General features: G+C 63.5%; 17 protein-coding genes and 1 pseudogene. 9 read left to right on the top strand and 9 right to left on the bottom strand.

All coding sequences use genetic code 11. The features are described 5' to 3' along the window. Positions 1-20: 20 nt before the first annotated feature. The 4 genes from NKH29_RS14540 to NKH29_RS14525 all read left to right on the top strand — a co-directional run bounded on the left by NKH29_RS14540 (position 21) and on the right by NKH29_RS14525 (position 2,218). A complete protein-coding gene (locus tag NKH29_RS14540; protein ID WP_023722373.1) occupies positions 21-782 on the top strand; it encodes an ABC transporter ATP-binding protein in 762 nt (253 codons plus the stop codon). A 174-nt stretch (positions 783-956) separates the two neighbouring features. Then, positions 957-1,586 carry a BA14K family protein gene (locus NKH29_RS14535; protein ID WP_023722374.1) on the top strand — a complete coding sequence of 210 codons (630 nt, stop codon included), beginning with the start codon at positions 957-959 and terminating at the stop codon, positions 1,584-1,586. A gap of 149 nt (positions 1,587-1,735) precedes the next feature. Beyond that, on the top strand, positions 1,736-2,065 hold the full coding sequence (locus NKH29_RS14530; RefSeq protein ID WP_023722375.1) for a DUF2934 domain-containing protein: 330 nt from the start codon (positions 1,736-1,738) through the stop codon (positions 2,063-2,065). A gap of 3 nt (positions 2,066-2,068) precedes the next feature. Continuing rightward, complete coding sequence (locus NKH29_RS14525; protein ID WP_352999971.1) at positions 2,069-2,218, top strand: hypothetical protein; 150 nt, start codon at positions 2,069-2,071, stop codon at positions 2,216-2,218. A gap of 326 nt (positions 2,219-2,544) precedes the next feature. Here the strand turns inward: NKH29_RS14525 and NKH29_RS14520 are convergent. The 6 genes and pseudogenes from NKH29_RS14520 to NKH29_RS14495 form a co-directional block, all read right to left on the bottom strand. Continuing rightward, positions 2,545-2,700 (bottom strand): annotated as a pseudogene (locus tag NKH29_RS14520) (SOS response-associated peptidase); the annotation flags it as partial. A gap of 112 nt (positions 2,701-2,812) precedes the next feature. After that, positions 2,813-3,031, bottom strand: a complete 219-nt coding sequence (locus NKH29_RS14515; protein WP_352788161.1) for a hypothetical protein — start codon at positions 3,029-3,031, stop codon at positions 2,813-2,815. Between the two features lie 1,091 nt (positions 3,032-4,122). Continuing rightward, entirely contained in the window at positions 4,123-5,907 is a 1,785-nt protein-coding gene (locus NKH29_RS14510; protein WP_502907155.1) for an ABC transporter ATP-binding protein, read from the bottom strand. 9 nt (positions 5,908-5,916) lie between these two features. Next, the gene (locus NKH29_RS14505; protein WP_353000067.1) at positions 5,917-6,888 is read right to left on the bottom strand and encodes a glycosyltransferase family 2 protein; all 972 of its coding nucleotides are present in this window, start codon (positions 6,886-6,888) and stop codon (positions 5,917-5,919) included. A gap of 63 nt (positions 6,889-6,951) precedes the next feature. Continuing rightward, positions 6,952-8,055, bottom strand: a complete 1,104-nt coding sequence (locus NKH29_RS14500) for a glycosyltransferase family 2 protein (protein ID WP_352999969.1) — start codon at positions 8,053-8,055, stop codon at positions 6,952-6,954. Between the two features lie 3 nt (positions 8,056-8,058). After that, positions 8,059-9,252 carry an acyltransferase family protein gene (locus NKH29_RS14495; RefSeq protein WP_352481688.1) on the bottom strand — a complete coding sequence of 398 codons (1,194 nt, stop codon included), beginning with the start codon at positions 9,250-9,252 and terminating at the stop codon, positions 8,059-8,061. 205 nt (positions 9,253-9,457) lie between these two features. Here NKH29_RS14495 and NKH29_RS14490 point away from each other — a divergent pair, with 205 nt between their 5' ends. Beyond that, positions 9,458-9,757, top strand: coding sequence for a P-loop NTPase family protein (locus tag NKH29_RS14490; RefSeq protein WP_352999967.1), 300 nt, complete (start codon positions 9,458-9,460; stop codon positions 9,755-9,757). A 56-nt stretch (positions 9,758-9,813) separates the two neighbouring features. Here the strand turns inward: NKH29_RS14490 and NKH29_RS14485 are convergent, their stop codons facing one another. Continuing rightward, on the bottom strand, positions 9,814-11,220 hold the full coding sequence (locus NKH29_RS14485) for an MFS transporter (protein WP_352481689.1): 1,407 nt from the start codon (positions 11,218-11,220) through the stop codon (positions 9,814-9,816). 207 nt (positions 11,221-11,427) lie between these two features. Between NKH29_RS14485 and NKH29_RS14480 the strand changes: the two genes are divergently transcribed. After that, the gene (locus tag NKH29_RS14480; RefSeq protein ID WP_352589597.1) at positions 11,428-12,330 is read left to right on the top strand and encodes a sigma-70 family RNA polymerase sigma factor; all 903 of its coding nucleotides are present in this window, start codon (positions 11,428-11,430) and stop codon (positions 12,328-12,330) included. Positions 12,331-12,417: 87 nt separating this feature from the next. On the opposite strand, the gene NKH29_RS14475 is transcribed toward NKH29_RS14480, so the two are convergent. After that, positions 12,418-13,620: an MFS transporter gene (locus NKH29_RS14475; protein WP_023722387.1), complete on the bottom strand. Its 1,203-nt coding sequence runs from the start codon at positions 13,618-13,620 to the stop codon at positions 12,418-12,420. Positions 13,621-13,837: 217 nt separating this feature from the next. Here NKH29_RS14475 and NKH29_RS14470 point away from each other — a divergent pair, with 217 nt between their 5' ends. Beyond that, positions 13,838-14,260: a VOC family protein gene (locus NKH29_RS14470; RefSeq protein ID WP_023722388.1), complete on the top strand. Its 423-nt coding sequence runs from the start codon at positions 13,838-13,840 to the stop codon at positions 14,258-14,260. Between the two features lie 72 nt (positions 14,261-14,332). Here the strand turns inward: NKH29_RS14470 and NKH29_RS14465 are convergent, their stop codons facing one another. Then, complete coding sequence (locus NKH29_RS14465) at positions 14,333-15,226, bottom strand: LysR family transcriptional regulator (protein WP_023722389.1); 894 nt, start codon at positions 15,224-15,226, stop codon at positions 14,333-14,335. Between the two features lie 97 nt (positions 15,227-15,323). On the opposite strand from NKH29_RS14465, the gene NKH29_RS14460 reads away from it, so the two are divergent. Together NKH29_RS14460 and NKH29_RS14455 are read left to right on the top strand one after the other, a co-directional pair. Continuing rightward, the gene (locus NKH29_RS14460; RefSeq protein WP_023722390.1) at positions 15,324-16,073 is read left to right on the top strand and encodes an SDR family NAD(P)-dependent oxidoreductase; all 750 of its coding nucleotides are present in this window, start codon (positions 15,324-15,326) and stop codon (positions 16,071-16,073) included. Positions 16,074-16,233: 160 nt separating this feature from the next. Beyond that, positions 16,234-16,617, top strand: coding sequence for a YybH family protein (locus NKH29_RS14455; protein WP_023722391.1), 384 nt, complete (start codon positions 16,234-16,236; stop codon positions 16,615-16,617). Positions 16,618-16,650: the final 33 nt, after the last annotated feature.

The raw sequence follows: 16,650 nt of genomic DNA, 5'->3' as shown, positions 1-16,650 counted from the left end.
GCAGCTGGGAGACGAGCGCGATGAGCAGCACAAGCGGCGGTGAGGTCAGCATACGCGACCTGTCCAAATCGTTCAGCATCGGCGGGCGCTCGCTTGCCGTGCTGAGGACCCTCAACCTCGACATCCGCTCGGGCGAATGCCTGGTCATCGTCGGCGCCAGCGGATCTGGCAAGACCACGCTGCTGCGCATTCTTGCCGGGCTGGAGGCCGCCGACAGCGGCGGCGTCGCCATCGACGGCAAGCCGGTGCACGGCGTCGGCGCCGAGCGCGCGGTGATCTTCCAGGAACCGCGCCTGCTGCCCTGGCTGACCGTGCTCGGCAATGTCGCCTTCGGCCTCGAAGTGCGCGGCGTGCCGAAGGCCGAGGCCGAGGAACGGGCGCGCTTCTATATCGCGCTCGTCGGCCTCGCCGAATTCGGCGATGCTTTCCCGAGGCAGCTGTCGGGCGGCATGGCGCAGCGCGTCGGCATCGCCCGCGCCTTGACCGTGCAGCCCGAAATCCTGCTGCTCGACGAGCCGCTGGGCGCGCTTGACGCGATGACCAAGATCGGCATGCAGGAGGAACTGGCGCGCATTTGGAGCGAGGAGAACGTCACCATGGTGATGGTGACGCACGACCTCGAGGAAGCGATCTACCTGGCCGACAGGGTGCTGATCCTGCCCAAGGAGAAAGGCGGCGCGGCGCGGCTGATCGACATCGACCTGCCCCGCCCGCGCGAGCGCAGCGAAAGCCGCTTCGTACGCTACCGCGAAGAACTGCTGCGCGAATTCGGCCTGCACTGAAAGGCCCCCTACGCGATCTTGGGTTCCTCGCCCCGCAAAGCGGGGAGAGGTGGCTCGGCGATGCCGAGACGGAGAGGGGTCTTCCTTTTTTGAAATCCTCTCCCCCCGCGCTCTTTCCTGGAACCGGATTCCCCGCCCCCGCATTTCCTTAACCGGGAGGCGAAGGAGCGCGGCATGAAAGCTTTGTTCGCAATCTTTGGCGGCTTCGTCCTGACGCTCGCCGTATTCGCCAGCGGCCTCGCATTCGCCACCTGGCTATTGATAGCCAAGCCGGTGCGGCCGCCCGCCCCGGTCTCCAGCGTCGCCGAACTGTGGGCCAAGGATCCGCGCCCGGTAAACCCGGCCTCGCAGCGCCTCGAGCGCCTCCCGGCCCGCCCGGTTCCCGTTCGCACCTCGGAAGTTGATCGCAGCTCGAAACCCGCCGACACCGCCGCAGCTTCGACACCCGACACCACCGGCTCCATCAAGCCGGCGGTGGAAGAGCAGCAGACGCTGCCCGCCGCCCATGTCGAATGGTGCGCCAGCCGCTACCGCTCCTACAGGCCAGGCGACAACCGCTACACATCCTACAGCGGCCAACAGCGCCCCTGCATATCGCCCTATCTCGACGCCGCCGATGACGGCAGCTACGTCGAGGCGAGCGATACGTCGTCAGTGGAGGGCTACCCGCCACCGGATGAACCCGGCGGCGCCGAGTTCTCATCCGACCACGTCCAATACTGCTTCAGCCGCTACCGCTCGTACCGGCCGGAGGACAACAGCTATCAACCGTATTCCGGCGGGCCACGTCGGCAGTGCGAGTAGGCTGGCGCGCCGGATGGCGGGCTAGCGGACCGAAGGGCATGGTGTCTTGTGCGATCCCACCCTCGAGCGGCTAACCAACGATCACGCAAATTTTTTTGGATCGTTCGGATCGGCGCGGCGTTCATCCGACAGGCAAAGGAGGAATTAAGATGGGCGACGAACGGGACGACAAGATTCGTGAGCGCGCATACCAGATCTGGGAACGCGAAGGCGGGATCCATGGCGATCCCGAGCGGCACTGGCACCGGGCTGAGGCCGAGATCGACAGGGAGGCAGCCCTGCCGCTGACGGCAGGCGATGCCCTGCCGGAAACCCGCGAGTTCGCGAGTTCCGACGTCTTGACGGTGGAGGCCCTGGCGGTGCGCACCGGCATATCGGGCGAACAGGCACAGGAGCTGATCGACAGGCTGGGCAACGACCGGGCGGCGATCGAACAAGCCGCGCGCAACCTCAAAGGGAAGCAGCGGCTCGGGGAGTGACAGATGATCAGAAAACTCAAAGACGGAAAATACCGCCTCTATTCGCGCAAGAAGGACGAAAAGACCGGCAAGCGCCGCAATCTCGGGACGTTTGACAGCCGCAAGGCTGCGGAGAAGCACGAACGTGAGGTGCAGTATTTCAAGAAGCATTGAGGCGGCGTTGGGCGTGTTGTCGCTTGCCAGGCAGCCGCGCCGGATGCCTGACGGAACCTGAGCCTGCGAAGACGGCGGCCACGCATCTCTGCGCCGGACAGTTTACGAGAACATGGTGCGTCCAGAAGCAGGTAACGACGCCCATCGCGGTCGCCCGCGGATTTTAGCACGGTATGCAAATTGTTCAGAACCGTACCTGATGCACCTCGCGCAAGCGGCATAAACCTTTCAGTGACGAAGCGTTCGCTTGCAATGTGGGCGATGCCTCCACTAGTTTCTGGTCAAATTGAACAAAACGGGAACAAAAATGTCACGGGCGAATTGAATTCGCGTTCGCCGTCCGGCGTGTTGCGCACCACAGGGCCTGGCTGGTTGGGATAGATGTCGATGGAGGGTTCGAGATTGCCGAGGATATCGCGCAAGGCGCGGGTCCACTGGCGAATGGCCTCCTGGCTGGTCGTGATATTGTAAAGATTGCACATTTCAGGCCGTTCCCGGATGCTTAGGCATCTTGTTGGAAACGGCCCGGAATTTCCAGCGCTGTCCGTTAGGTTGCTGACACGGCAGGCCGTGTCAGCAATGGCTTTGTGAGACCTACCGCGCCGATTGTCTCATAGCTTGTGCGGCGACTGCCGCCAGAAAAGCCCTCGCCGCGGCATCGCAGGCCGCTCGAGACGGGCCTTTGGCGAAAAGAAGAAGCTCGGCGGCTCGAATGTTGAGCCCGTGCTTCCTTGCGAATGTGGCTAGATCGTAAGGCTTGTTGTCGTAAGGCTGGTCGTCGTAGTCGATCGTCAGATCGTAGTTTTCTCTCATTTTCTTCCTCCCGTTAGCGATCTTCCCCCCTCCTGTCGCTAACGCAAAATTAACGTCGATGGCGTCGGGCGAGTCCACCAATCAGAGATTGTGTAAAAAACGTACGAGCTCGGATGCTCGCCCTCTCAACGGGCCGCGAGCAATCACCGCGACCGGACCGGTCGAAAGAGCCGATTATGGGGGGAACGTTGGAAAAGGCTGCCACGGCCTGGTGCTACCGGGGGTGTCCGCGACGCCTACCGTGCCTAATGGCCGTCATTTTCATCTTCCAGGCCCGGTCCGCAAAGCCGGCCTCGTTGGGTTCGGCTAAAGAATAAATCCGGCTAACAACACCGTAAGGAGCAGTGACAGCGGAACGGCCGCAAGACACCACATTTCCAACGTGTTGTTTTGCAGCGGGTCCATCGTCAGCCTCACTTTTTGGTTTCGTCATTGTGACACTAACGGTTGGTCGGAGGTAGCGGTTCCAAGCGACGCCGTTCATAGAGCGCTGTCTGTGCTGTATATTAGCAACACCTTGACGACCGCTGAGCCCCGTACCGCTTGGACAACTTCACTTGGCGCCGGATTGGTTGTGCATTCCGCAGGAATGCAAGCGCCCCTCCGCATCAGTCGTGCGGGGAGCGATCACCGCCCATGATCAGCGCCGAGCAGGTCATGCCCCCGGAACCAATGACTGCGTCGACCTCCGGCCGAAGTTTCGCTACCGCCGAGCCGATCCGATGTTCACTCACAGCCAGCGATGCGCGTTTATAGGACCTAAGTCTGACCTGCCTGCGCAATGGTCTCGTGTACGGCCGGCGCCGGGAACAACTGCGCCCGTCTTCAGTTGATGGCGTCACCTCCTCGAGGAGAGATCGGCGCAGAATCAGTCCCTTCAGCGCTGATTAGGGTCCGCCTGCCATTGATGGATTTGGCAGGCGGACCCTTGGTTCTGTACGCTCCAGATCGAAAGCGGGTAAGCTCGGGATCACTCATCATCCCAGAAATCCTGCAGAGAGGCATGGCGGAGGGCTCCTCGCCCTGAGATGCTTGACCTGGCTTGACATCCGAGACGACCTCCCAGCGCGCGCACGCAGCGGGGGGCGCCCTCAGCCCTCCAGCGCCTCGTGCTGGTAAAGCTCGTCCATGCTGAGCGTCGCGAGCGCCGCGAAGGGCGCCTGCTTTTTCACGCGGCCGTGGCTCAGGATCACCACGTCGTCGCAGAACGAGATGGTGCTGCGATGGTGGCTGATGACGATGGTGGTGCGGCGGCCGGCGCGCGACTTCAGCGTCTCGACGATCGCCGCTTCCGACAGCCCGTCCACCGCATTGGTGGCTTCGTCGAGGATGAGGATATCGGGATCGCGCACCAGGGCTCTGGCCAGCGCGATCCGCTGCCGCTGTCCCGCCGAGAGGTTGACGCCGCGGTAGCCGACGACGGTCCTGTAGCCTTGCGGCAGTTGCTCGATGAAGCCATGCGCTTCGGCCAGTTTTGCCGCGCGCTCGGCGTCATCGGCCGAGGCCGCGTCCTGGCCGTAGATAATGTTGTCGAAAATCGTGCCGTCGACCAGTTCCAGCTCCTGGCTGGCGAGCGCGATGTGCTTTCGCCATTGGCTGGGGTCGATACGGTCGAGCGGCAATCCATCGACGAGTATCCTGCCGCTATCCGGTTCGACGAAGCGGCACAGGAGATTGACGATCGTCGTCTTGCCGGCGCCCGACCGGCCGATCAGCGCGGTCGAGCGGCCGCTGCGCAGGTCGAAACTCGCCGCATGCAGCACCACCGCGCGCTGTTCCGAACCGGAATAGGTAAAGGTGACGTCTTCGAACTTGATGCCGTGGCTGAGACCGGGGAACGCTGCATTTCCCTGCGGCGGCTGGGGCTTATCGGACGAGTCCAGCATCCACGCCACCTCTTCAAGCGATCCGCTCAGGCCCTGCAGCTGGCTCCAGGCCATTTGCAGCGACCGCATATAGGGCTGCAGCCTGTAGAGCAGGATGACGAAGGCGACGATCAGCGGGAAGCTGACATTCGCCAACCAGGCGCCGATCACCACCGCCAGGAACAGCATGGCGTGCAGAACCTCGGTCAGCGGCGGCAACGCTCCCTGACGTGTCAAAAGCACGAACGCCGCCCGGCGCACCGCATCCGATGCCTGGTCGAATGCCGCCTTCTCTCGTTGCTCCTGGCCGAAGATGCGGATCAGCCGCCCGGCATGCACCAGATGCAGCATCTGCGATGCGAGTTGGCTGTTGCGGGAGGCGACGCTGCGGCTCGGCGCCTTCAGATTGGCGGACAGCATGGCGTGCGCGACCTGGACCAGCGCCAGTCCCAGCGTGACCAGCAGCGTCATCTGCCACGACAAAAGCAGCAGGAAGGTCAGGAGGATGATTGCGGCCGACGCGTTGACGATTGCCCCCAGCGTAATCTGGATGGCATCCGAGGCCCGCCAGGATTCGTTGGAGATGATGTTGAGCAGCCGTCCGGGGCTTTGCTGCAGGAAGAACGGGTAGCCCACCCGCAGCAGCTGCTCCGACAGCGCGCTGCGGATCGAATGGCTCGCCTTGCCATAGATGAAGGTGGTCAGCAGCGTGTTGGCGTAGGCGAACAGGTTCTTCAGCACGATCGAGCCGAGGATGGCGACCGATATGACGATCAGCCGGTCGCGCTCGCTCAGGCTCGATCCGACATGCTGGAAGACGGCGGAGAAGCCGGCCATGCCGGTCTGCCCCTGCCCCATGATTATGTTCAGCAACGGGATGATCAGGCCGATGCCGAACCCCTCAAGCGCCGCACTGAGCAGCCCGAGCACCACCACGGCCGGAAGCAGGCGCAACTGCTTTTGCCCGAGCGCGCGGCGCAGCATCGGCAGGCTGGGCGGCATCAGGCGCATGATTGCGGATCACCTCGCCTCGGCATTTGCCTGTTGCTCCTGTCGCATTTGCGCCGGCTGCGGCGATTTCACCAGCGAAAGCACCGCGAACTTGGCCGCGCCGAGCAAGTTCATGCCGATGATCGGCCAGTGCGACAGCTTGAGTTCACGGTCGAACAGAGGGCCTTTCCTCAGTTCGCGCAAAGCCGCCCTCATCGACCAGTAGAAATGGCGAAGCAGCCACGGCGCGTGGCGGATATGTTTCAGGCAAAGCCCGCCATTGCCCATGCTGTAGTCGCGATGCAGCTTTTCGATGGCTTTGCGGTCGCGTCGGCCGTGATGGTGATAGATGGTCATGTCGGGCACATATTCGACCGGAATCCCAAGCAGCACCGCCCGCACGAGATAGTCCGTATCCTCGGCGGAGCGCAGCGGGCCGCCGGCGCCGAACCGTTCGTCGAAACGGCCGATGCGGGCGGCAACATCGCGGTGCATCGTCATGTTGCAGCCAAGCACGAAGCCACCGGGATGGACATCCGGCGTAAGCCGCGCGCGCACCGGCGACCGCTTGATGGTGAACGGCAGGTCGCGGGGATCGCCAATCTCGACGCGGCCACCACGGATGACCCGTTCGCCGGCCGAATAGTGCCGTTGCAGATCGTGCAGATAATCCTTGTGGACTGCGCAATCGTCGTCGACGAAGACCAGCACGCGGCCCCGCGCCCGCTCCAGCCCGGCGTTGCGCGCGGCCGCCAGTCCAGGTCGTGGTTCGCGAATAGCGGTGAACGGGATGTCCGACAGTTCGGCGATGCTGGCCAGCCGTTTGGCGGTGCTGTCGGTCGAGCCGTTGTCGACAACCACCAGCTCGGCGGCAAAGTCGGCATGGGCACGACACGCGGCCTGGATCGACCAGATACAGGGCTCGAGCACGGCGACGCGGTCGCGTGTGCAGACGATGAAGCTGACCGCCGGCGCCGGTCCATGCTGCGGCCGCGGCGACATGGCCGCCGGCACCGTCGAGTGGCCGCGCTGCTGGAGCTGGTGCGATTTGACGAACATGCGTTGCTAGCTCAACTGGTTCGAAGGCAAAACCGCCGCGGCCGGCACGGATTGCAGATACCGCGACAGGGCATCCACCTGCCTGGTGACCGACATCGAGGCGAGACTGAAGCGCGGCGCGAAGGCACCGGTGCGAAACACGTACTGCTCGCGGCGCCGGATGAGCTTCCATTTCGCGGTCCGCGTCAGGAATTCGTGCATCAGCAACGGCTGTCTTTCTCCCGATATGAGCTGATAGAGGAAGTAGAACAGGTTCAGCGTGCCGGCCTGGTAGCTCGGCCTCGCCTCGGCCGGCAGCGCGGCAATCCTTTCTTCCAGCGCAAGGATCCACTCGGCGGCACGGCGAACCGTGCCCATCGACAGGACCTCACCGATGTCGCGGAGGTCTTGCGTCTCTTCCGCGAGCCCCTCGCGCTCGAGGTTCTCGGCGACGATCTTCAAATGCGTCCTGCGCATTTCGCGCTTGTGCCTGTTGGTCACGCTGTCGTCATGGATACGATAGGCGATCAGGCTTTCGGGGATCATGGCCGCCGGGTAGCGGTCGGTCAGCCGCCTGAACAGGTCGAAGTCTTCGGCGTGCTTGTACCCTTCGTTATAAAATAGAACGCTCTCTTCGATGACCTTCCTGTTGTAGACGACCGTGGAATGCATGCAGATCGTGAAGAACATCGACAAGATGCGCAGGCTATTGTCCTGGAATATCGGATCGGGCGAACCCCTGACGATGCGGTTGCCGAGCAAGGTGTCGAAACCCGCGCCGCACAGCGCGAGGTCAGGCTGCTGGTTGAACAGCGCGACCTGTCGCGACAGGCGCCGGGGATAGGCGACATCGTCGGCGTCCATCCTGGCGACCAGATCGCCGCGGGCCATGGCCAGGCCTTCGTTCAAAGTTGCAATCAGGCCACGGTTTTCGCGTGAGATGATCGAGATGCGATTGTCGGCCTGGCGGTATTTCTGTAGGATCTGCAGTGAGTTGTCGGTCGAGCCATCATCGATGGCGATGACCTCCAGACGATCGTAATCCTGGCGCAGGATGCTACCCAGCGCAGCGGCAAGATAAGGTCCCGCATTGTAGGTCGGCAGCAGAACGGAGACTAAGGGAGCAGCCATTGGTCAGCCCCGACCGCTTCGTTGCAACTTGCGTGGCAAGCGCGATGCGCCATCAAGCGGCCTGCTCGGATATGCTCCTGCCGCGAGCCAACCGCTGTTGGTCGTATCGATGCCTGTCGGGAAGCCGGCTCGGCCTCTCCGGGCAACATAGGGGAAGTGGCGCTTTAGGCTGTTGAGCGGCTTCTCGAAAAGCAGCCATGAAACCGACGCCAGCATGAGCGTCACCGTTCCCGCCACCAGGAACCGTCCCGGCCCTTGTTCCGAGACGTTGAGCGGAATCCAGGGCTGCGATTTGACGACGAGCGACAGCACTATCGGATGGTAGAGATAAACGCCGTAGCTGATGCGGCCAAGGCCAAGCAGCGGCGGCAATTCGAGACCTTTTCCGATATAGCCACCAACGCCTGTCGAACAGCTTGCAACGATGACCACCAGCGGCACGAGAGGCAGGATCTGCAACAGCAGCCAGAGGCCCCATTCCTGCAGCGGATTTGCCGGCGCCGGCGCAAACCACTGCAGAACGAAAAACGCCGCGGCGAGCCACGGCCAGCCAGCTCGAAGCCATTGCGGCAGGCCAGCGGATCTTGACCGGTAAGCGGCAAGCAGCGCCCCTGACGCCAATGCATCCATCGACGCCGGCGGCAGCAGGTCGCGCGACAAACCGGGTGTTCCCGCGATCGGCCAATAAAACCGGTAGGCCAGCGACAGCCCGATAACGGCGATACAGATCGCTTCGAGGCGCCGGCGCGGCGCCAGCAGCACGATCAACGGCCAGGCGATATAGAACTGCTCCTCGATGCTCAGGCTCCAGAAATGGCAGAGCAGCCAGGGCGTCCATTCATTCTGCGCTGCGTACCAGAAATTCGACAGATAGAGCGCGTGCCAGGCCAGCGATCCTCTCGACTGCTCCATGTCCGTAAGCCAGACGAAACCCAGCACGGCGAAATAGGGCGGGAATATCCGCAGCGCCCGCCTGATATAGAAGGATCTCAGCGCCGGTCCGGTTTCGAATTCGGCGGCCGAGCGGGCTTCGAGCAGCAGGCGGGTAATCAGAAAGCCGCTCAGCACGAAGAACAGACGTACGCCGATATGGCCCCAGAACGAGGATCCTCCGGCCGCGAAGAAGTGTGCGTACAGCACCATCGTCACGGCGATGGCCCTCAGCGCGTCCAATTGGGTGTCGCGCGCATTTCCCATTAGCGGCGTGCGCCGGCGGGACGGCGAAACTGCCAATCGGTCAACATAGCGGCGTCGTTCACGGCGCATTTCCAATCGGAAGCGCCCCCCTCACGCAGGATAAGGCGCCACCATTGTGCAACGCAACACAAAAAGTTGACATATTTGAAACAGGAACGTGAGGCGCGGCTAATAAAAGCCAAAAAACAGCGGGAACCAGCCCGAATTGTCCATTTTTGACGATTTTCGCGCGCTGCCTTGGCCCGCCGATATCGGCGGCAGGGTGCTGCGATGCAGCATGTTCGCCGCCATCACGGAACGCGTGAAGCTGATCCGTTCGATCGCCGCCAGCGGCACTGGCGTCAGCCTCGTCACACACGATCTCGCCACGGTGCGGGCGCTGGCCGACAGGATCGTGGTTCTCAGCCTCGGACGCGTGGCCTATGACGGATCCGCCAGGCACTTGAGCGCCGACCAGTTGTGGGGCCTCATGGCGCGCGGCACCCTCGCATCCGCCGGGCAGTAGAAGGCGTTTTGAAGCGGGGACCCGCTTCGCGCGAGCTTCCCGCCTCCGAGCGACAATTACGCCTCCTTGCCGGCATTCGCGAGCGCCACTGTGCGACGCTCCGGAAGCCCCATTCCGACGAGCGCGCCGGCGAGCGAGAGCAGCGCGGAGACGTCGATTGCCGCGGTGAAGCCATCGCTGAACGCGTCGGTGGACGAGAAGCTTCCAGTGCCGGCGAACACCGCACCGGCGATCGCGATCCCGGATACGCCGCCCAGAAAGCGGAATGTATTGAACGTGCCGGCAGCCTTGCCGACCTCCGGCCGCGCGACCGCATTGAGGACCGCATTCTGCGCGGCAGGCATGGCCATCGACACGCCGGCACCGGTAATGATCAGGGGCGCGACTAGCTGGATGTAGGGCAGATCAGGTGCTGCGATCTGCGCCAGCCAGGCCATTCCAGCCGCTTGCAGGATCAATCCGGCCACGACAAGCCAGCGCTCGCCGACGCGGTTGATCAGGCTGCCGGCGATCGGTGCGACCACGAAAAGCGTGGCGGTCCAGGGCAGCAAACCCATGCCGGCGCCGAGCGGCCCACGGCTCTGGGCAAACTGCAGAAACTGCGGCAGCAGGAATACGAGGCCGTACATGGCGGCGCAAAGCAGGAAATTCGCGCCGACGCCCGAGGAGAATGCGCGCGCCTGAAAGAACCGCAAAGGCAGCATGGGCTCACGGGTACGCAGCTGCCAAAGGACGAATGCGATGGCCAGAAGCAGCCCGGCCGTCAGCGCCGACAGCACTTCAGAGCTGCTCCAGCCCACGATGTTGCCGCGCATCAGACCCCAGACCACTCCAAATGCCGCCGCAGTCACCAGGGCGACGCCGAGGACATCGATTGCCGTACCCGGCCCGTGACTCTCCGGAATCCGACGCATCACCAGCGGGATGAGAACGATGCCGACCGGAACATTGAGCCAGAAGATCCAGTGCCAGGAGAGGCCTTCGGAGATCGCCCCGCCCGCCATCGGACCGATGATCAGGGCCAGGCCGGTGATGCTGCTAAAGATGCCCAGCGCCTTGCCTCGTTCCTCCGGGGGAAAAGCGACGCTCAGCAGCGCCATGGCCAGCGGCATGACCATTGCGGCACCCGCGCCCTGAACCGCACGGGCCGCAATCAGCAATCCGGCATTTCCAGCGAGCGCGCAGGCAACCGACGCTGCGATGAACAACGCCAATCCGGCAACGAGCGTACGGCGGCGGCCGAACCGGTCACCGAGCGCAGCCCCGGTCATGAGCAGGACGGCAAAGCTCAAATTATAGGCGTTCATCGTCCATTGCAGCGTCTCCAGCGAGGCATCGAGTTCGACCCGCATCGTGCTCAATGCGGTCGCCACGACCATCGCATCGAGAACGACCATCAAGGAGCCTATCGACGTGAGGGCGAGAACCCAGACCTTCGTTGATCCCGCACTTTGCTTGCTCATGATTATGGCGCCTCCGGCTTGAACAGATGGCCCACCAGTCTCGCGGTCCCATGATCCAGAGACGCGGAGGCACCACCAAAGGATTCCAGCTAAAGAAAGTTTTTTTCGACCGAATCCTTTTGCCATCGTCGAGCGTCTATAAGACGCTGCGCCTGATGGCGGGCGCGCCTGCCCTGGGAGATACGCAATGAAATCGATCCTTGTGCGATGACCGGATCCGCATCCGGCACGCCAGAAGGACGGGAGCCATTTGACCGGCTGCTCGGCGAATTGCGGCCGAAACTGCACCGCTATTGTGCCCGCATGACCGGTTCGGTGATCGATGCCGAGGATGTCGTCCAGGAAGCTACGGTCAAGGCGCTCGAGGCGTTCCCAGGGACCGGACCGATAGCCAATGTCGAGGGCTGGCTGTTCCGCATCGCGCACAATGCAGCGCTCGACCACCTGCGCCGTCGCGCCAGGGTGGATGCCGCGCATGCCATCGAGGATATCGACATGATACCTGACCCCGGCATGTCGGCCGAGGGTCGACACACTGCAGCCGCAAGCCTGCAGACCTTCATGCGCCTCCCCGCGGCGCAGCGTAGCAGCGTCATCCTCATGGATGTGCTCGGCTATACGATCGAAGAGATCGGCAACATTATTGACAGCAGCGTTCCGGCGGTGAAAGCCGCACTGCATCGCGGCCGTCTGCGCCTGCGCGAAGTCGCCGGCGAGCCTGACGATCGGCCTGTGCCGGTGTTGGCCGAGCCCGAGCGGGCGCGTCTGGCAGCCTATGTGGAGCGGTTCAACGCCCGCGACTTCGATACGATCCGCGACATGCTGGCCGAGGACGTGCGGCTTGACCTCGTCAACCGGCTCCGGGCGAGCGGCCGCACGAAAGTGGGCCGGTACTTCCACAATTACGCGGGTATCCACGATTGGCGGCTGCTTCCAGGCCTGGTGGATCGGCACCCAGCCATACTTGTCATCGATCCGGATGACTCGGCCGGAGGGCCAAGATACTTTATCCTGCTGGAATGGACGGGCGACAGATTGGCGAGAATTCGCGATTTCCGCTATGCGCGCTACACGCTTGATGGCGCCGAGGTGGTGCCTCTGCGAGCATAGCAATTCGCTTTTCATAATGCCGAACAAGCACTGCCAGATCGCGGCCGCTTGCCATCCAAGCGGCCGCCCTTTTCTGCTGATCCGGCTTTAAGCCGGTTGCAACTCCCGGCGCGGCAGCGGCGGGAAGGCGATCGCAATCGCCATCGCGCCAAGCCCGACAAGGGCCGAGCCGATGAACAGCCAGGAATAGCTGGCATAGGCATCGAACACCATGCCGCCGGCGAGCGGGCCGAAAGCCATGCCGAGGCTGGACAGCATGGTTACGGCACCGAACACCGTGCCGAGGATGCGCTGGCCGAAATATTCGCGCGCCAGCACCGCATAGAGCGGCATGACACCGCCATAGGTGGCGCCGAAGATGACGGCGAGCGTGTAGAATTGACCAAGCTCGCTGACCGCCAGATAGGCGGCGATGACCACCGCCTGTATGGCCAGCCCGGTGATCAGCACCGGCTTGACGCCCAGCCGATCGGCAAGCACGCCGTAAAGCAGCCGGCCACCCAGCCCTGCCAGGCCCTCGATGCTGTAGATGCTGACCGCCGCCATCGGCGCTATGCCGCACAGCATCGCATAGCTCACCATATGGAAGATCGGCCCCGAATGCGCTGCGCAGCAGGCAAAGAAGGTCAGTCCCAACACGATGAATTGCGGCGAGCGCAGCGCCTGCGGAACCGTCATGCCGGCACCCTCGGCGGCAACGGTTGGGGCAGCGCCGTCGGCAGCGGGCTGGGGCGGCTGGCGCACCAGAAGCGCGGCCGGCAGTAGCAGCACCCACGCGGTTATGCCGATATCGAACATCGCCGTGCGCCAGTCATAGGCCGAAATCAGCCAGCGCGCGAAGGGCGAGATGGTCATTGGCGCTACGCCCATGCCGGCCGAGACCAGCGAGACCGCGAGGCTGCGGTTCGTGTCGAACCAGGCGGAGGTCAGCGCGATCATCGGCGCGAAGAAGGCGCTTGCCGCGAGGCCGACGAGCACGCCATAGGTCAGCTGGAAAACGAGCAGCGAGCCGGTGCGGCTGGCCAGGACCAGCGCCAGGCCAAGCAATACGGCGCCGGTCATGACGACGATGCGAGCGCCGAAGCGGTCGTAAATGGCGCCCCAGGCGAAGCCGCCGAGGCCCATTACCAGGAAGTTCAGCGTCATCGCACTCGATATGCCGGCGCGCGACCATTGTGTGTCGAGCGCCATCGGTTCGAGGAAGATCGCCAGCGAGAACATCGCCCCGAGGGCGACACAGGTCATCAGCGCGCCAGCCGCGACGATAACCCAACGATAGGGAAGGCTCATTTCACTTTTCTCCCATGCCGGAAGCGTTGATACGGCACGACCTTTTCGAGCTTCGCCGAGCCGCTTGCGTCCGAAGGACGTTGGAGACGTTTTGAATCCGACAATCCGGTTGCATTTTTTATCCAGTCAAGAAATTGCGCCGCTCAATTGCTCCATTGCATTGACCGTGCACAGTGCTGAGCTAGATTTCCAGCCTGGCGATCAGGAGCTATCAGGTATGGAACTTCATCGCGGCCGTCTCATCGACCACATCCAGTTGGTGGTCAGGGATCTCAAGGCCAGCCGGCGCTTTTACGAGGCGGTTTTCAAGGTGCTCGATATTCCGATCGGCGGCAGCGCCGAGGATTATTTCTGGGCCGACGAGCTGTTCATCTCCAGCCCCGACAGCCCGGCAGCCCAGGGAAAGCTGACGGGGCGCCACCACCTTGCCTTCCAGGCAAAGGACCGCGCCATGGTCGACGCCTTCTACAGGGCCGGCCTCGATGGCGGCGGCACGGACAATGGCGCACCGGGCGAGCGGCAGCACTACCATCCCGGCTACTACGCCGCCTTCCTGCTCGATCCCGACGGCAACAATATCGAGGCCGTCCACCACGGCCCGGCCAACCGCAGCGCCGAGTCAGTGAAGATTGCGTTCTGAAGATCGGGTGATGGGGCAAGAATCTTGCTTGCGACGGCGTCGGATCGGCTGCGGAGGTCATTCCGCGCTGCGCTATCGCATCAGCGCCGCCATCTGGCCCGCCAGGAAGTCGACGAACAGCCGCGCCCGGACGGGTAGCTGTCGCCCATACGCATGGACGATGTACACCGGCATGGTCGGCATCGCCACCTCGGGCAGGATGCGGACCAGGCGGCCCGTGTCGAGATCGTCCTGCACGGCAAACCGCATCAGATGCGCGATGCCGGCGCCGGCAAGTGCCGCATTGCGGATGGCACCACCATCATCGGTATCGAGCCGCCCATCCGGCACGATCATCGTACCGTCGGCAAAAGTGACGGGATAGGGCCGGCCGGCCATCTGGTAGCGGACGAATTCGTGGTTCGGTAAATCCTCGACCGATGCCGGACGGCCGCGCCGCTCGACATAGGCCGGTGAGGCCACCAGCACGATCGGCAGATTGGCGATCTTGCGCGCGATGAGCCCGGTGTCCGAGAGCTGCCCCATGCGCACCGCAACGTCATAGCCTTCGCGGATCAGGTCGGCGTGGCGGTCGGTGACGCTGAGCTCTAGTTTGACTGCGCCATGCCGCGAAAGGAACGCCTGCGCCCATGCCGCGATCAGGCCGCGGCCGAGTTCGACCGGCGCTGTGACGCGCAGCAGGCCGCGCGCTGTATCGGCCAGCTGGACGATGTCTTCGGCATCGTCCAGCGCCCTGAGCAGCGGCGCCACGCGCTCGTAATAAGCGATGCCTTCACTGGTCAGCCCGAGCCGGCGCGTCGAGCGCTTGATCAGCCTGACGCCCAGCCGCCGCTCGAGCCGCGCCACGCTTTTCGACACCGCCGATGGGCTGGAGCCGACCAGCCGGCTGGCGGCATGGAACGAGCCGGCATCGACCGTGCGGACGAAGGCGACGAGACCGGCGGTCTTTTCGAGGATGGTGGTCATTCCGGAATTCCAGGCACGAAAGAATGGATCATGATGATCCTAATACGATTTTTGATCATCATTAAATACCGCTCATCATCGACAAAGGAGAGATTTGATGAGCAAGCTGAACGGCAAGGTCGCCATCGTCACCGGCGCCTCCAAGGGTATCGGCGCTGCCATCGCCAAGGGTCTTGCCACGGCCGGCGCCGCGGTGGTCGTCAACTACGCCTCGTCACAGGAAGGCGCCGACCGCGTTGTCGCCGAGATCGAGGACCGTGGCGGCCGCGCCGTCACCGTCCAGGGCGACGTGTCGCAAGCGGCCGACGTGCGCCGCCTGTTCGAGGCGGCGAAATCGGAGTTTGGCGGGCTCGACATCCTGGTCAACAATGCCGGCGTCTTCGCGTTCGAGCCGCTGGAAGCGGTTACCGAGGCCGAGTTCCACCGTGAGTTCGACACCAATGTGTTGGGCATCATTCTGACCACGCAAGCAGCAGTGAGCCATTTTGGCCCGGGCGGCGGCAGCATCATCAACATAAGCTCGGTTGCCAGCCGCAATCCGCAGCCGAACTCGCTCGTCTACGCCGCCACCAAGGGAGCGGTGGACACGATCACGCTGTCGATGTCGCGGGAGCTCGGCGCACGCAACATCCGCGTCAACGCGATCGCGCCCGGCGGCATCGATACCGAAGGCCTCGCGCGCATCGGCATCGTCGGCAGCGAATTCGAGAAGCAGATTATCGCCATGACCCCGCTCGGTCGCTTCGGCCTGCCCGATGACGTCGCCCGCGTCGCGGTGTTCCTCGCCTCCGACGAGGCGTCATGGCTGACCGGCGAGCGCATCACCGCCTCGGGCGGCTGGCGATAGGCATGGAGGGCGCGGACCTGCCGTTTCACGGACCATGCCCCACGCCGCGCGACGTCGAGGACCACCGCAATCGATGACGACAGCGATCTAAGCCCTATGTTTCAGCGAGGGGGAAGCGCCGTGCGCTATCGATGACGGCGAGATGCCAGGGAGGTAACGGATGACGGGCGACGAAACAGCAATCCGAAAGCTGGTCGAGACGTGGATGGATGCGAGTAAGCGTGGAGACATCGCGACTGTCCTCAGCTTGATGACGGACGATGCGATCTTCATGGTTCCCGGCCGGGAACCCTTCGACAAGGAGATCTTCGCGGCGGCCGCGCAGGAGACGGCCGGCGTTCATATCGACGGCACGAGCGATATCGTGGAACTACAGCTTCTCGGCAATTGGGCCTTCATCCGCAGCCGCATCGACATGACCGCGACCCCGCCGAATGGCGAGCCGGTCCATCGATCGGGATATGCGCTGACGCTCCTGCGTAAGGAGCCAGATGGTGAGTGGCGGCTCGCGCGCGACGCTAACCTGCTGACCCTGCAAGGCTAGAGCCGGTCTCCGGCATCTCTGCACCAGGAGGCG

Source organism: Mesorhizobium sp. M1295, from assembly GCF_040318135.1.
In the GTDB taxonomy this organism is placed as follows: Bacteria; Pseudomonadota; Alphaproteobacteria; order Rhizobiales; family Rhizobiaceae; genus Mesorhizobium.
Note: the sequence above shows the minus strand (reverse complement) of the source record. Positions and strands in the feature narration are given on the sequence as shown.

Coding starts and splice junctions, on each gene's coding strand:
- NKH29_RS14540 (WP_023722373.1), top strand. CDS start 21: ATGAGCAGCACAAGCGGCGGTGAGGTCAGCATACGCGACCTGTCCAAA.
- NKH29_RS14535 (WP_023722374.1), top strand. CDS start 957: ATGAAAGCTTTGTTCGCAATCTTTGGCGGCTTCGTCCTGACGCTCGCC.
- NKH29_RS14530 (WP_023722375.1), top strand. CDS start 1,736: ATGGGCGACGAACGGGACGACAAGATTCGTGAGCGCGCATACCAGATC.
- NKH29_RS14525 (WP_352999971.1), top strand. CDS start 2,069: ATGATCAGAAAACTCAAAGACGGAAAATACCGCCTCTATTCGCGCAAG.
- NKH29_RS14515 (WP_352788161.1), bottom strand. CDS start 3,031: ATGAGAGAAAACTACGATCTGACGATCGACTACGACGACCAGCCTTAC.
- NKH29_RS14510 (WP_502907155.1), bottom strand. CDS start 5,907: ATGCGCCTGATGCCGCCCAGCCTGCCGATGCTGCGCCGCGCGCTCGGG.
- NKH29_RS14505 (WP_353000067.1), bottom strand. CDS start 6,888: ATGTCGCCGCGGCCGCAGCATGGACCGGCGCCGGCGGTCAGCTTCATC.
- NKH29_RS14500 (WP_352999969.1), bottom strand. CDS start 8,055: ATGGCTGCTCCCTTAGTCTCCGTTCTGCTGCCGACCTACAATGCGGGA.
- NKH29_RS14495 (WP_352481688.1), bottom strand. CDS start 9,252: ATGGGAAATGCGCGCGACACCCAATTGGACGCGCTGAGGGCCATCGCC.
- NKH29_RS14485 (WP_352481689.1), bottom strand. CDS start 11,220: ATGAGCAAGCAAAGTGCGGGATCAACGAAGGTCTGGGTTCTCGCCCTC.
- NKH29_RS14480 (WP_352589597.1), top strand. CDS start 11,428: ATGACCGGATCCGCATCCGGCACGCCAGAAGGACGGGAGCCATTTGAC.
- NKH29_RS14475 (WP_023722387.1), bottom strand. CDS start 13,620: ATGAGCCTTCCCTATCGTTGGGTTATCGTCGCGGCTGGCGCGCTGATG.
- NKH29_RS14470 (WP_023722388.1), top strand. CDS start 13,838: ATGGAACTTCATCGCGGCCGTCTCATCGACCACATCCAGTTGGTGGTC.
- NKH29_RS14465 (WP_023722389.1), bottom strand. CDS start 15,226: ATGACCACCATCCTCGAAAAGACCGCCGGTCTCGTCGCCTTCGTCCGC.
- NKH29_RS14460 (WP_023722390.1), top strand. CDS start 15,324: ATGAGCAAGCTGAACGGCAAGGTCGCCATCGTCACCGGCGCCTCCAAG.
- NKH29_RS14455 (WP_023722391.1), top strand. CDS start 16,234: ATGACGGGCGACGAAACAGCAATCCGAAAGCTGGTCGAGACGTGGATG.